Origin of the sequence: Shewanella khirikhana, from assembly GCF_003957745.1 — a bacterium.
GTDB classification, from domain to species: Bacteria; Pseudomonadota; Gammaproteobacteria; order Enterobacterales; family Shewanellaceae; genus Shewanella; species Shewanella khirikhana.
In genome coordinates this window covers 4,132,112-4,147,126 of the sequence record NZ_CP020373.1, presented here as the reverse complement: position 1 = coordinate 4,147,126, position 15,015 = coordinate 4,132,112, and the positions used below count along the sequence as shown (strand labels likewise).

Sequence of the window (15,015 nt, the reverse complement as noted above, 5' to 3'; positions counted from 1 at the left end):
TAAAAAAGGGAAAGCACAGCTTTCCCTTTTTACTCATTAATCCCCTGAGGCTTATGCGCCTTACAGCCGTAGCTGTTCACTGCGGGAGCGGCGCTTGCCGTCGGCACCTATCGCCCGCGCCTCGACGTTTTTCCCACTGACAGCTACGGGTGCGGTCCATGGTTGCCAGTCGCCACCATCGAGCCGAAATTCCAGCCTGGTGCCCGGGTATGGGTGATTCAGGTGTAATTGCGCCGGGGCCGCATTCACGCCCGGTTCAATTTTGATACCCGGCGGCGCGATGCGATAGAAAATACCCGCCTTCTCCAGCTTGGCGAACTCACGCTGACCAAGGGCATTGGCGAAGCCTTGCCAATCACGACTTCTTGCCTGCTGACGTGCCTTGTCAAAGTAGCTGGTTTCACGGCTGAAATGACGGCCGCTTTGATACTCAAGCTCCCAATCCGCTTTGCGCCAGGCGCGTTCGGCCAGCGCCAGCATCCGCGGGTAAATCATGTATTCCGCCATGGCATCGCTGCGGATCATCTCGCTCCACAACTGGCCTTGCAGCCCCGCCGCCTTTTTGCCCGGCAACAAGGGCTCCTTATCATCGGCGCGATAGGCCTGGCCGCGAACGTCGGTCCAGAACTCAGCATGAGCAGGCAGATTGTCCGGCATAAAGCTGAACACCTTAAAACTGTCCAGCGCCCGGGTCGCCCAGTGGTTACCGGTTTCTTCTGGGTGGCTCACATAGGGGAAGTCGAAGTAAGTAACCTGCGGGGTGGAAATCACCACCTGCCAGCCCAGATTCATCTGCCGGTGAGCGACCTGATGCCCCTCTTCTGCCAGCAGGCTCCAGGCATTGGATTGCACCTCGCGCGGCATCAGCTCGGGGCGGGTTTCTCCCATGCCATCATTCCAGCCGGCCACCCGGATATTGCGCCCGGCCAGCATGGCGCTCACCTTCTCAATAAAGTAACCATTGAGGCTGTGGATTTTCGGCTCTTTCGCTCTTAGCGCCTCACAGGCCGGTGACTCAACCCAGGCTCCGGCAGTTTCATCGGCGCCAATATGATACAGCGACAGAGGTGCGCCCTCGGCGCTGTGCATGGCCGCAATCTCATCCACCACCTTGCCAACAAAACGGTAAGTCGACTCAAGACACACATTCAAGGTGTTGTCCCTGTAGTACTGAATCGATTGGTATTGGGTGGTATCGGTAAATTCGGTCAGCAGATACTCGTTGGCCTCAGCGTCCTTTGCCAATGCCATCAGGCGCCGATAACGGGCCTCCATGGCCTGAATCGCCGCCCGTGAATGCCCAGGCATATCCAGCGAGGGAATGAGTTGGATATGGTGCGCGGTGGCCAGGCGCAGCAGGCGCCGATAATCAGCCACACTCAGGTAACCATCCACCTGTGACGAGCCGCTGATGCCACTGCCAAGCTGGGGCAGCAAACAGCGGTTTTCATCCAAATCGAAACAGCGGCGACCGCCTATTTCAGTAAGCTCCGGCAGCCCGGGGATCTCCAGCCGCCAGCCTTCATCATCGGCCAGATGCAGATGCAGTTTGTTGAGCTTGTAAGCGCCCATCTGCACAATCAAACGCTCAAGAAACGCCAGCGAGTGGAAGTTACGCGCCAAATCCACGTGCATGCCGCGAAAGGCGTAGCGCGGGCTGTCGTTAATGCTCACGAGTGGCAGTTTGTCTTCTGCAGGTGTAATCAAACCCGCCAGGCTTTGCAGGCCATAAAAGAGCCCGGCTTCACCGTCGCCCTCAAGGCGAATGCCTGAGGCCTCGATATAGAGCCGATAGCCCTCAGGACTTACAGGCCTGGCACTATCAGCTGCCATGAGGGACACCACCAGCGGCACGCCGGTTGGCGATGGTTTAAACCCCAGCGACGCCAGCCGCGACAGCGCAGCGTCCATGGCAGCTGACATCCGGGCTGCCTCATCGGTGCTGGCGGCCTCAAGCTTGAGCCTAAAGCCGCTGGCGATGGCAATGCCGTCACCCGAATGAGCCTTCATCTGCACCGGCATAGGGATAAGCGCAGGCGTTTGTGATGCTAAAGCCTTCAGGCCATCAAGGCTCGCCAGCCCTGCGTAATAGTCATACAACCACTCGCCGTCAGCCAGCGGGGTCTTGTCCCGATCATCAAGCAGAAACTGGGCAGCAGAATCAAACGGCGCCAGATACGGCTGCCGCTCAAGGCCGGTTTCGGGGTCATGTTGCAACTGAGTGCTGGCAATCACCTTCGCTTCCCCAGCCGCCAGCAACACAAAATTCGGCATAAATTCAGAGCGGGTGATTTGTGAGCCCTTGCTGTAAAAACTCACCCTGTGGCCCTGCCCGGCCTTCAAGCCGTTAAAACCGGGCCCCGGGCTTAACTGATGCAAATCACCGTTGATATGGCGAATAACAAACTCGTCGCCCTCTACCTGATACACGGGGGTGAGCTGGCTGAAGTAGATTGACCAGTCGCTTGCTGCCACCTCGTTTGGCGAGGTCAATGTCACGCTGGAAAGGTAGCAGCGGCGCTGTGCAGCCGGACAGTGCTTGGCCGCGCTGTCTTCGAGCCGATATTGAACACTCAGGGTGTCGGCGGATGGCGCAGCGTACACACTCACACTCAGGCATAAGCCCGCGCCCAGGCATAAATCAGGCCACAGCCATTTCATGGTTGCTCTCTCCTTGATGTTGGAAAAACCAGTGGGCAGCGCCAATCAGCGCGGCATTGGCCTCGGTGGAAGGACGAATGCTCAGGCCCTCGAGGCGACTGACATCGGCGCGTTCAGCAAGCCGCTGCCACAGCGCGTCGTTAAACAGCGAAAAGGCCTGACTGACCGAGCCACCCAGCACGATTTCAGCCGGATCGTAGGCCAGCAGAGTCTGATAAATCAGCTCAGCCAGATGCTCGCCAAAGCGCTGAAACAGCACCAGCGCATCTGTATCCCCCGCCAGCGCCCGTGCCCGCACCTGCTCACCGGGACAATGGGCAAAGCGGCGGAAAAACTGCCCCGAGCAGTAGTGTTCCATAATGCCATCGAGATAGGGAAAGCAGCCAATTTCCCCCGCAGCGCAGTGCTTGCCCGAATACAGGCGTCCATCGAACACCACACCGGCGCCCACCCCTGTGCCCAGGGTAATGCCGAGTAAATTCCGCTTGTTGCCGAGCACCGACTCACCGAGGGCGAACAGGTTGGCATCGTTATTCAAACTCACCGGCAGCTGAAAACGCGCTTCGAGGTCGACAGCCAGTGGCTTGCCAATCAGGCACGGCAGATTCATCACCTCCAGCAAGGTGCCATTTTGCAGCGATACAGTACCCGGCACACCAATCGCAATGCCCCGAACCGAGCCATCAAGCTGCGGCTCAATGGCCTGGATCAGAAACAGCAGCATCCCGGCATAGTCGGCCTGCTGCGGCACGGGCAATCGGGTAATGGCCGCAACCGCATAGGTTTGAGTCTCATGCTTATCGGGGTAAGCCACCCGGCCAATGGCAAGCTTGGTGCCGCCCAAATCCAAACACAGCACACTCATCACGCTTGCTCCCCGGCCGATTGACCACCAAGCAGGGTACGGTTTCGCACCAGCGGCGTGGCGCTCAGACCAACCCAGGCGATATAGCCAAGGGGCAGCAGCAACACCATGAGTCCCAGCCTCAGGCTGACAAACCACTCAGCAACCAGCCCAATCAACGGCGAAATCAGGGCGCCGCCTATGATGCCGGTACAGAGAATACCGGCAAATGCGCCGTGATCCTCCGCCCGCGAGTTGAGTGCCAGCGAGAAGATCACCGACCACATAATAGAAATAAAGAAGCCAACCAATGGGAAACAAAGTACAGCCAGTTGGCTTCCGCCCCAGACAGCGAGCAAGAACGCAGTCGTTGCCCCCAGGGAAAACAAAATCAGTAGTTTCTGGCTGTCCACCAGCTTGAGCAGCAGCAAGCCCAGCACGCAGCCAAGGGTCATATAGAGCCAGAAGTCGCTCACCACAGAGGCGCCCACTGCCACGCTGTCGAGGCCGTGGTAGTGCTCGAGGAACACAGAAATGGCATTGGCCACTCCTTGCTCCAGCGCCACGTAAGCGACAATGGCGAAAAAGAATTTACGCACAGTGGCATCGGCAAACAGCGCCTTGTGTTTGTGCCAGCTGCCGACCCGCTCATCCTGCACCCGTACCACCCGGCTGATGGGCAAAAACCAGGTCAGGCATTGCATCAGCACGGCCACCAACGCAAACAGGGCATACATCCCCAGCCAGGCCATGGTGTCGGGGTTATCGGTCACCAATTGCTGATAGATAAGCGGTGTCAGGGTGGCGGCACCGCCGAATGCCAGCTGGGCTGCCACCGAGAAAAAAGCAAAGTGCTCCGGGCCCGCGGCCTGACGCAGCAGCGGATTAATCGCCACCTGCAGCAGGCTCATGCCTGCCCCGATACAAAACAGACTGACCATGGCCACGGTAAAGCTGGGATACAAATAAAACCCGCTGGCACCCACAAAGGCGAGGCCGAATGCCAATAACATCACCCGCTTTTCGCCCTGCGCTTCCACCAGCATACCGGCGGGAATCGACATCACCCCGTAGGCGATAAAAAAGGCGAAGGGAAACAGCCCGGCCAGGCTCAGGCCAATGTTGTAACTGTCAATCAGCGCAGGGAAAATTGGCCCCATGCTGTTGGTTATCAGTGAGATCACAAAAAAGGTGATCAGGGCATACAGCACTATCCATCGGTTATTCACGGTCAGCTCCTCTGTGGGATTTCAAGCTATTGTGACCGCAGGCATTCGCCACCGGTGATACCCCTGCCACCGGTATCGGTACTTTTCACGCACCCGAAACCGGCGCCGGCGCGGCAATTGCGATAGAAAAGTATCAAGCGTACAGAATCCGGTATTACCGAAAAGGCGAATGGACAGCACAATGGAGTTGGGCTTTCATAGCCATCCCCCTGCGAAAACAAAGGAGTTCAAAGGAATGAAGCCCTTATGTGAAAAAGTCATCCCGGATGAAAACAGTTCCTGGCGTTTTGGGCGCTACGATTGGCTGGAGATGGAATTCAATTGGCACTATCACCCCGAATATGAAATCTGCCTGACGCTGGGGGGCCGCGGGCTGCGCTATATGGGCGATCATATTGGTCGTTATGGCGAGTGGGATCTGGTGCTCATCGGCCCGGATATGCCCCACGCCTGGCAGTCTGAGCTCAGTGGTATCGAGCAGCGGGTGTATGTGGCGCAGCTGCCCGCCAGCTGGTTGCATCAGCAGCTGGCCGATCAGCCCGAGTTTGCCGCGCTGGCACCGCTGTTGAATCAGGCTGGCCGGGGGCTGAAATTCAGTGAAGCCAACGCCAAAGCCGCCCTGCCGCTGTTTGAAGCCATGGAACAGGCCACCCCGCTCAGAAGGCTGATCCTGCTGCTGGAATTGCTGCAACTTATGCTAACCGACCGCAGCGCCCACGCACTTTCCAGTACCCTGTATGCCAATAACAGCAAGCAGGAATACGCGGTGAAAAAGCTCGACCGGGTGATTGAGTACATCTACGAAAACTACACCACTGAACTGAGCGCAGGCGAGCTGGCCAAGCTGGCCCATATGAGCACCAACCATTTTCATCGTTTCTTCAAACAGCGAACCGAAAAAACCCTCACCGAGTTCATCAATCAGCTGCGGATTGCCAAGGCCTGCAAGCTGCTGATCACCCAGCACAGCCCGATTTCGGCCATCAGCGACCAGTGTGGCTTCAACAACCTGTCCAACTTTAACCGGCGCTTTTTGCAGATAAAAGGTATTCAGCCCAGCCTGTTCCGCCAGCGCTTTCGCGGCAAGTCAGTGCCCATTTAACGCCGCACTGACTAACCGGCTTTGGCGGTAAAAAACTGCTGCATCAGGCGCTGACTGAACGCCGATGCCGCCGCGCGCAAGTCTGCCGCCGGAGGCTGGTATGGCATGACCAGTTGGGGATTTCTGTCATCCAGCCCTGCCAGCAGCGCATACCAACTGGGCCTGAAATAGGCCAGTTTGCTGTCATGCTGATGTAAAAAGGCATCCAGATCCCCGCCCGCTCGCCACACGGTCAGCAGCTCGCTGAGCAAAGGCCCTGGCGGTGTTTGGCTGGCCGTCTGCCAGAATTCACTGTCCCGGCGCCGGGCGCACAGATAATGGGCCTGAATGTAGTCCACAATGCCATCCATCAGGGTTCGCCAGGCCTGATTAAAAGCCTGCTGACGGCTTACCAGCGGCGTATCCAGCGCCTCCTGTTGCAGGTACTGCTCCAGGGTATGCTGGGTCACCATCAAGGATGTGGCTTCCAGCGGCTCCACAAATCCCTGCGCCAGGCCGATGGCAAGCACATTGCCTTGCCAGCAGCGGCTGCGCACGCCAACTTTCATCGCCAAGTGTTTTACTGCCACATCGGGCGTCAATCCCAGGCGCGCCCTGAGCCTGAAGGCCGCTTCATCGGCGCTCAAGTGAGCCGAGCTGTAGACATAGCCATTGCCGGTACGGCTGGCCAGCGGAATTTGCCACAGCCAGCCGGCTTCCAACGCCTCTGCGCGGGTGAACGGCATGCCGGACACCGCCTCAGTGGCCACAGTCACGGCGCTGTCGCATAACAGCTTGTCTGCCAGGGATTCAAACGGCACCTGCAGCGCATCGCCAATCAGCAGCGCAGCAAAGCCGCTGGCATCGATAAAACGGCTGGCATCCAGACGCTGACCGTCGGAAAGGCTCAGCCCGGCCAGTGTGTCCGCATCCTGCATGTGCACCTGCACCACCTCGGCGGCGATACGCTGCACACCTGCGCCTTCGGCCACCCGGCGCAGCAGCACCGCCAGTTTGGCAGCATCGAAGTGATAGCCGTATTCCAGTGGCGCCGGCAGCGGCTTTGCCGCGATTGGATCAACACCCGCTCTGGCAAGCCTTGCGGCAATGAAATACTCATCCGGGCCGGTCCAGGGACCACGGCCACGACGCCTGGCGTTGGCGCCAAGGTAAAATACCTCCGCCGCCTTAAGATCCATCGGGCTTAGGAAGGGGTGAAAGTAGCGCTGCTCATCACCACCCCAGCTACCGAAATCAATGCCGGTTTTAAAGCTGGCATCGCACTCGGGCATCCACAGTGACTCCGCCAGCCCCAACGTCGCCATCAGCCGGCCAAAGTGCGGCGTAGAGCCTTCGCCAACACCTATGGTGCCAATCCGCTCCGACTCCACCAGCGCAATACGCCACTGGGGCCGCAAGCGACTGCACAGTGCCGCCGCCATCCAACCGGCGCTGCCACCGCCCACAATCAGCAAGTCGAACTGCTGCATCCTGTCCTCCAACCAAGGCCTTTCCCAAACACAAAGAGCCGATACAGGATCGGCTCTTTTCTTTGGCTCAGATTCAGAAGCGGTAAGCCGCTCCCAGGAAGTAGCGCGAACCAAACTCGATGGTGTTTTGGGTCAGACCGTAGTTCACGTCATAGGACTGAACCACTTCGTTGGTCAGGTTGACACCTTCGAGGCTGATATCGAGGTTTTCCATGGCATGCCAGATGATAGAGGCATCGACCTGCTGATAGCTGTCGTTGAGCACGTTCTGCACGCTGCCTACGCCAATGTACTCAGAGCGCCAGTTGTAGGCGATACGGGTACTGATGTAGTCGTTCTCGAAAAACACCGTGGTGTTGAAGGTATCTTCCGATACGCCCGGCACCATTTGGGTGGTTCCATCCGGAGTCTGGGTTTCGCTGTCGACATAGGTGTAGTTGGCAATAAAACCAAAGCCATTGTCGAAGTTGTGCTGCAGTTGCAGCTCCAGACCCAGCACCTCACCATCGCCGCCACTCTGTGGCTTGGTTACCCGGCACTTGCTCCACTCAGGTTCGCTGGCACCACAACCCTGCACGTATTCCACGGTTTGGGTGTTGAACACCATGTTGCTGATATCTTTGTAGAACAGTGCCGCAGACGCCATGGACGACTCGGTAAAGTACCACTCGATACCCAAGTCGGCCTGGTTTGCCTCGTAAGGCTTGAGGAAGGGGTTACCGCCGCTGGCTGAACCGAAGCTGGCTTCGATGGCCAGACCCGGGTTCAGGTCGCTGTAGTTAACCCTGGACATAACGCTGGATGCCGCAGCACGCAGAATAAGGTCGTCATTCAGGTCGTAGGCAAAGTTGATGCTTGGCAGCCAGTTGTCGTAGCTGGCATCCTCCTCGAACGGAGAAATATCGCCGCCGTTGCGGGTAAAGCCCGATGAGGTCTGGCTGGTATCCACATAGCGCAGGCCCATGTTACCGCGGAAGTTTTCACCGCTGAAATCGGCCTGAACATAGAGCGCCAGCATGTCCTCAGACACGGTAAAGGTGTTGCCGTAGTTGGCCACTTCCACCAGCTCGCCGTTGGCATATTTGTCGCTGATAAAGGCCCACCACTTATCGGCATCCAGATAGGCGTACGAGTTCAGGGTGTGGCCGCTGCTTTGGCTGTGCAGGCCGCTGAATACACCACCGCTCCAGTTGGAGAAGTTGCCGTTGGGCACAAAACCAATCACTTCAGAGGGGTTACGGTTAAAGGCAACGCGCTCGAAGTCGCTGCTGTTGTACTTCACGCCCACATCCAGCTTGTTGAAGAAGTCACCATCCAGCGGCAGGCTCAGATCCAGCTGGGCATAACGCACATCGTGGTCCTGTACTGTGGTTTCGTAGTTGGCTTCCTGGGCAAACTTAAGCTCGCTGGCATTGGTGGCATCCAGGCTGGTCAGCCACACCTGATAAGGTCCGGTGGCATCGTAGCTGAAGCCGCCATCGGTGCCGCCCTGACCATCGGGGAAGGCCGGGTCGCCAATGCGGTCGCCATCGTCAGTCGCCGGGATCCACCAGCTGGACGCGCCGCCCTGGGTGCCACCTTCAGAAGTGGAACGGCCAATCACGCCTGATAAATCAAAGCCATCGCCACTGTACTTGCCCGACAGGTTAAGCACGTCCGACTCCATGTTCACCGCTTGGCGCACCACAGGGTTGTAGATAATGGAGGCATAGCCCGGCGCAATGGTGGCCTGGGCGGTACCGCCCTGAGCATTGTTCACCACGTTGGACGAACCGGCGCCGCGGGCACCTATGGTCAGGAAGTTGTGGTTTACATGGGGGTTATCCAGCTCGAAGCGGAAGTAGTCCAGGCTGAACTCCAGCGCGTCGGTGGGGGCAAATTGCAGGGTCAGCTGAGCACTGCTGCGCTCACGCTCGGCCTTGTAAACCTGAGAGCCAATACCCCAGGCGCCGACGGTAGATTCCTGCCCGGTGGCAGCATCCTCGGCAAAGTATTCGTAATAGCCAGAGAGCGACTCGATCACATGGCGACCATCGACAATTTCTTCCACCGAGTAAGCGGCCAGCACACCCCAACGGGCATCTTCATCTTTCCAGCTGCCAAGGAAAGAGTAGCTGGGCTTGGTGTCATCGTAGAGGCTGCTTTGGGACGCTTCGGCCGACACCTGATAGGTATGGGCATCCAGCTCCAGCGGCTTGCGGGTTTTCAGGTTAACAGTACCACCGAGCGCGCCTTCTTCCATGGCGGCTTCCGGCGTCTTGAACACTTCAACTCCGGCGACCTGTTCGGCAGACAGCAGTTCCATGTTAAAGGTACGGCTGGCTGGGCCAAGGTCATACCAAGAGGTGCTGGCAACTGTCTGACCGTTCAGCAGAATGCGGGTGTGCTCAGGGGCGGTACCGCGAATGGTCACGCCGCTTACTTCACCGTATTGGCGATCCACCGACACGCCGGATATGCGCTGCAGCGCGTCACCTATGTTCTTATCAGGGAACTTGCCGATGTCCTCTGCCGTGACTGCATCCACCACGGCATTGGCAAAGCGCTTGGTGTTCATCGACGCTTCCACCGAGCGGCGAATACCACGTACTTCAATCACTTCCACATTGGCGTTGGCCGCTTCGGCCTCCCCGGTTTCGGCTGCATGCACCTGGGTGCCCGCCAATGCCTGAGCCACACAAACGGCCAGGAGGGAGGTTTTAAATATCCGCTGATTTAACATGTCCTTGCTTCCCTGTTGTTATGGGTGTTGTTTTTTTCTTCAGGCTAACTTACAGGGATAGCCAAGCCTTGGGCGGTACTATTCATCCCGGCATTGGTATTTTTCTCTGCTATTTGACACCCGGATGACAGCGCTGTTGCGGCGAAATGACACTGAGATAACCACATAAAAAGTGGCTGTTTTATAAGAGGTTATACGAAAGGGTTAATAAAAAAAGGGAAAGCAGCTGCTTTCCCTTTTTATTCCGAACCGGACGATTATACGTCGAGGTTGGCCACGTTGAGGGCGTTGGCCTCGATGAAGTCGCGGCGCGGTTCAACCTGATCGCCCATCAGGGTGGTGAACAGCTGGTCAGCAGCGATAGCATCTTCGATGGTTACCTGCAGCATACGGCGGCTTTCAGGATCCATGGTGGTTTCCCACAGCTGCTCTGGGTTCATCTCACCCAGACCCTTATAGCGCTGGATGTAGAGGCCACGCTTGGACTCGCCCACCAGCCAGTCGAGGGCTTCGATAAAGCTGGTCACCGGCTTCACTTTCTCGCCGCGCTGTACGTAACCACCTTCTTCAATCAGGCCATCGAGGGCGTTGGCCAGAGCGCCAAGCTTGCGATAGTCGCTGGACTGGAAGAAGTCGTAGCTGAACAGATACTCATGGTCGATACCGTGGCGACGCAGGGTCACCTTAGGTACGTACACCTGACGCTCTGGGTCGTGCTCGGCCACGGCGTTGTAAAGTACGCCGCTGCTTTCACGCTCAACCAGATCGGCCACAAAGGCATCACACCAGGCCTGTACCTTGGCCTGATCAGCCAGCATGTCGTTGCTCAGCACTGGGTGGTAGAGCATACGATCGGTCAGCACTTCCGGATAACGCAGATCCAGACGGGCGATGATGCCTTCCACTTCGCGGTACTGATTCACCAGTTTTTCCAGTGGCTCGCCGCTCATGCCGGGAGCGCCCTGTGATGGGTGAATAGAAGCGCCGTCGAGTGCGCCTGTGGTCAGGAACTCGGTCAGAGCCGGGTCGTCCTTCAGGTACTGCTCGTGCTTACCCTTTTTCACCTTGTACAGTGGTGGCTGGGCGATATACACGTAGCCGCGCTCAATCAGCTCAGGCATCTGACGGAAGAAGAAGGTCAGCAGCAGGGTACGAATGTGAGAACCGTCCACGTCAGCATCCGTCATGATGATGATGTAGTGGTAGCGGGTCTTGTCCGGGTCGTACTCGTCGCGGCCAATACCACAGCCCAGGGCGGTGATAAGGGTTGCCACTTCCTGAGAAGACAGCATCTTGTCGAAACGGGCTTTTTCTACGTTAAGGATTTTACCCTTCAGTGGCAGAATCGCCTGGTTTTTACGGTTTCGGCCTTGTTTGGCAGAGCCACCGGCCGAATCACCCTCCACTATGTAGATTTCGGAGAGTCCGGGATCTTTTTCCTGACAGTCAGCCAGCTTACCTGGCAGACCACCGAGGTCCAACGCGCCTTTACGACGGGTCATTTCACGGGCCTTACGGGCCGCTTCACGGGCACGGGCCGCGTCGATGATCTTGCCAACAATCAGCTTGGCATCACCCGGGTTTTCCAGCAGGTAATCACCGAGCTTCTCACCCATGGTCTGTTCAACCGCACTTTTTACTTCGCTGGATACCAGCTTGTCTTTGGTCTGGGAGCTGAACTTGGGATCAGGCACCTTCACCGAAATTACGGCGGTCAGACCTTCACGGGCGTCGTCACCGGTGGCGTTGGTCTTGTTCTTCTTGTTGTAACCCTCAGCTTCCATATAGTTGTTGAGGTTACGGGTCAGCGCGCCGCGGAAACCGGCAAGGTGGGTACCACCATCACGCTGGGGAATGTTGTTGGTAAAGCAGTAGATGTTTTCCTGGAAACCATCGTTCCACTGCATGGCCACTTCCACTGTGATACCGTCTTCGCGCTCTTGGGCGAAGTGGAAGATGTCCTTGTTTACCGGGGTCTTGTTGCGGTTCAGGTACTCAACGAAAGCACTGATACCACCTTCATATTTGAAGAATTCATCTTTGTTGTCGCGCTCGTCAACCAGACGAATACCCACACCTGAGTTCAGGAACGACAGCTCACGCACACGCTTGGCGAGAATATCGAAATGGAACAGGGTGTCGGAGAAGGTTTCTTCACTTGGCCAAAAACGCACTTCGGTACCGGTTTTGGTGGCATCACCAACAACCTTGATTGGCGCATCAGGTACACCGTGGGTGTAGAACTGCTCGTGTACCTTGCCGTCACGACGAATGGTCAGCTGCAACTTCTTGGACAGGGCGTTCACCACAGACACACCCACACCGTGCAGACCACCTGACACCTTGTAGGAGTTGTCGTCGAACTTACCACCGGCGTGCAGCACGGTCATGATCACCTCGGCGGCAGACACGCCTTCTTCCGGGTGAATTGCCACAGGAATACCACGGCCATCGTCTTTTACCGATACTGAGCCATCCACGTGAATGGTGATGGTGATTTCACTGCAGTGACCGGCAAGCGCCTCGTCGATAGAGTTATCGACGACTTCAAATACCATGTGATGCAGACCCGTACCATCGTCGGTGTCACCAATGTACATCCCTGGTCTTTTGCGTACTGCATCAAGGCCCTTAAGTACCTTAATACTCGACGAATCGTAAGTATTCTCTGACATATTTCTCTCTCGTCGGTTATGGAAGGGGCAAAATAAGTCCCAAAAAGCACTGCGACGGCACCACGGACTGCCCCGCCTGTGCCGCACCTTCCTTATTTAGTCTCTGTTACCCGGCCGGCCTGTACGTGAAACATCCTGTCGGGGGGCACAGGCAAAGAATCCACAATTGCTGAAGGCTCGATGGCGGTTACAAACAGCTGAGCGCCGGTATCTATAAGCTCTTTCAGCAACAGTTGCCTGTGCTTGGCATCCAACTCGGAGGGCAGATCGTCCACCAAATAGATGCTGTGTTTATCGATTTGTTGCTTGAGCAACTTACCCTGGGCAATGCGCAGGGCACACACCAATAACTTCAATTGTCCACGGGACAGCGCGTCCTGTGCGGGCAAATTGCCAACCCGCAGTCTGAGGTCTGCCTTGTGGGGGCCGCTGACCGTATGGCCTATGGCCAAATCCCGCGAATACTGGGCCTTGAGCAGGTCGGAAAACTCCGTTTTGCTGTCCCAGCCACGGGTGAAAGAAACCCGGATATCCACATCGGGTAAAAACTCCCCGATTATACCCTTAAGCACGCCATTTAACGAGCCTACATAATGGTTTCTTATCTCTGTGACTTCAAGGGCATAGCGAACTAATTCCTGATCCCAGAACGCGATATGTTCGTAACTGGCGCCATCTCTAAGCAGCTGATTTCGCTGCTTTAAAATCCGCCTTGTATTCATCCACGCCAAATGAAACTGTCTTGAGGCATGAAAGGCGCCCCAGTCAATGAACTGACGCCGGGCCGATGGGCCTTCAAACAGCAGCGAAAAGCTCTCGGGAGTGATCACTTGAATAGGCAGCGCCTCGGCGAGTTGCGACAGGCGTTTCACCTTGTCACCATCGATTTTGACTTCGGTATCACCGCTGCGATGACGCCGCAGACCAATGCGGCTTTCCCCTTGCTGACCCGCAGCAATGGCAAACAGGGTCAGGCTGTCGGCGTCGTTCTGAATAACCCGCTGGGACAAATGGCTTCGAAACGAGCGGCCCATGCCCAAAAAGTAAATGGCTTCAAGAATACTGGTTTTGCCACTGCCGTTGTGGCCATAAATGAGATTCAGCCCGGCGCCTGGGGCAAGCTGGGCTGAATCAATATTGCGAAACGCGTCGATGGAAAGACGACTGAGGCTCATACCAACAAAGACTCGTCAGCGACGGTCTTAGAGCCTCATCGGCATAACCACGTACATGGAATCTTCTTCCACGTGGTTTTCAATCAGGGCGCTGGAGTTGCTGTCGATGAGGGTGACACGCACTTCATCGGAACGCAGGCTGTTGAGTACGTCCAGCAGATAGGAGACGTTAAAGCCAATTTCCAGGGTGGTGGAGTTGTAATCCACGTCGATGATTTCTTCCGCTTCTTCCTGCTCTGGGTTGTTGGCGGTGATCTTCAGCAGCCCATCTTCCAGCAGAATACGCACACCACGGAACTTCTCGTTCGACAGAATCGATGCCCGCAGCAGCGCCTGTTTAAGCTGGTTACGGCTGGCAATCACGATTTTATCGCCGCCCTTTGGCAGCACCCGGCGGTAGTCGGGGAAGCGGCCATCCACCAGCTTACTGGTGAATACAGCGCTGGCAGTGGTGGCGCGAATAGCACTCTCACCAATGGCCAGGGTGATGTCCTGATCTTCTGCATCGAGCAGACGTGACATTTCCACCACACCTTTGCGGGGCACAATCACCTGCTTCTCTGGCAGCGAGGCCTCAATCACGCGGTGGCTCAGTGCCAGGCGATGACCATCGGTGGCCACGGCGCGCAGCACACTGCCTTCGGTTTCAATCAATAAACCGTTGAGGTAGTAACGCACGTCCTGGTTAGCCATGGAAAACTGAGTGGCATCGATAAGCGACTTGAGGGTGCCCTGCTTGAGGGTAAATTCGATGTCCGGGCGGAACGCCTCGACATTGGGGTATTCTTCTGCCGGCAGAGTAGCCAGCGAGAAACGGCTGCGGCCGCAGCGCAGCAACCATTTATTTTCCTGTTGCTCAACCTTGAGCTCAGACTGCTCCGGCAGGGACTTGACGATATCCAGCAGCTTCTTGGCAGGCACAGTGGTGCGGCCTTCCTGAACATCGCCGTGCACTGTGGCTTCCCCCACCAGCTCGACTTCCAGATCGGTACCGGTCATCTTAAGTGAGTGACCACTTACTTCCACCAAAAGATTCGCCAGAATAGGCAGGTTGTGGCGACGTTCCACAGCCCCGCTCACCAGTTGCAAGGGTTTTAACAGCGCGTCCCTATCGATAGAAAATTTCATTGTGTCCAAG

General features: G+C 56.8%; 9 protein-coding genes. 1 reads left to right on the top strand and 8 read right to left on the bottom strand.

Annotation, left to right across the window (positions count from 1 at the left end; all coding sequences use genetic code 11):
- Positions 1 to 60 precede the first annotated feature (60 nt).
- Genes STH12_RS18225 through STH12_RS18215 form a run of 3 tightly spaced genes read right to left on the bottom strand, consistent with a single transcriptional unit; the run spans position 61 to position 4,734 of the window.
- Positions 61 to 2,661 carry a family 20 glycosylhydrolase gene (locus STH12_RS18225; protein WP_126168871.1) on the bottom strand — a complete coding sequence of 867 codons (2,601 nt, stop codon included), beginning with the start codon at positions 2,659 to 2,661 and terminating at the stop codon, positions 61 to 63.
- Positions 2,642 to 3,526 (bottom strand): ROK family protein, encoded by an 885-nt coding sequence (locus STH12_RS18220; protein WP_126168870.1) that lies wholly within the window; start codon positions 3,524 to 3,526, stop codon positions 2,642 to 2,644. The genes STH12_RS18225 and STH12_RS18220 overlap by 20 nt, the downstream gene beginning before the upstream one ends.
- Positions 3,526 to 4,734: an MFS transporter gene (locus tag STH12_RS18215; protein ID WP_126168869.1), complete on the bottom strand. Its 1,209-nt coding sequence runs from the start codon at positions 4,732 to 4,734 to the stop codon at positions 3,526 to 3,528. Before STH12_RS18215 ends, STH12_RS18220 begins: the two co-directional genes overlap by 1 nt.
- A gap of 235 nt (positions 4,735 to 4,969) precedes the next feature.
- On the opposite strand from STH12_RS18215, the gene STH12_RS18210 reads away from it, so the two are divergent.
- The gene (locus STH12_RS18210) at positions 4,970 to 5,836 is read left to right on the top strand and encodes a helix-turn-helix domain-containing protein (RefSeq protein WP_126168868.1); all 867 of its coding nucleotides are present in this window, start codon (positions 4,970 to 4,972) and stop codon (positions 5,834 to 5,836) included.
- An 11-nt stretch (positions 5,837 to 5,847) separates the two neighbouring features.
- On the opposite strand, the gene STH12_RS18205 is transcribed toward STH12_RS18210, so the two are convergent.
- The 5 genes from STH12_RS18205 to dnaN form a co-directional block, all read right to left on the bottom strand.
- The gene (locus tag STH12_RS18205) at positions 5,848 to 7,305 is read right to left on the bottom strand and encodes a tryptophan halogenase family protein (RefSeq protein ID WP_126168867.1); all 1,458 of its coding nucleotides are present in this window, start codon (positions 7,303 to 7,305) and stop codon (positions 5,848 to 5,850) included.
- 73 nt (positions 7,306 to 7,378) lie between these two features.
- Positions 7,379 to 10,027 carry a TonB-dependent receptor gene (locus tag STH12_RS18200; RefSeq protein ID WP_126168866.1) on the bottom strand — a complete coding sequence of 883 codons (2,649 nt, stop codon included), beginning with the start codon at positions 10,025 to 10,027 and terminating at the stop codon, positions 7,379 to 7,381.
- A 257-nt stretch (positions 10,028 to 10,284) separates the two neighbouring features.
- The gene (gene gyrB, locus STH12_RS18195; protein ID WP_126168865.1) at positions 10,285 to 12,702 is read right to left on the bottom strand and encodes a DNA topoisomerase (ATP-hydrolyzing) subunit B; all 2,418 of its coding nucleotides are present in this window, start codon (positions 12,700 to 12,702) and stop codon (positions 10,285 to 10,287) included.
- 92 nt (positions 12,703 to 12,794) lie between these two features.
- Entirely contained in the window at positions 12,795 to 13,877 is a 1,083-nt protein-coding gene (gene recF / locus STH12_RS18190) for a DNA replication/repair protein RecF (protein ID WP_126168864.1), read from the bottom strand.
- Between the two features lie 27 nt (positions 13,878 to 13,904).
- Positions 13,905 to 15,005: a DNA polymerase III subunit beta gene (gene dnaN / locus STH12_RS18185; protein ID WP_126168863.1), complete on the bottom strand. Its 1,101-nt coding sequence runs from the start codon at positions 15,003 to 15,005 to the stop codon at positions 13,905 to 13,907.
- Positions 15,006 to 15,015: the final 10 nt, after the last annotated feature.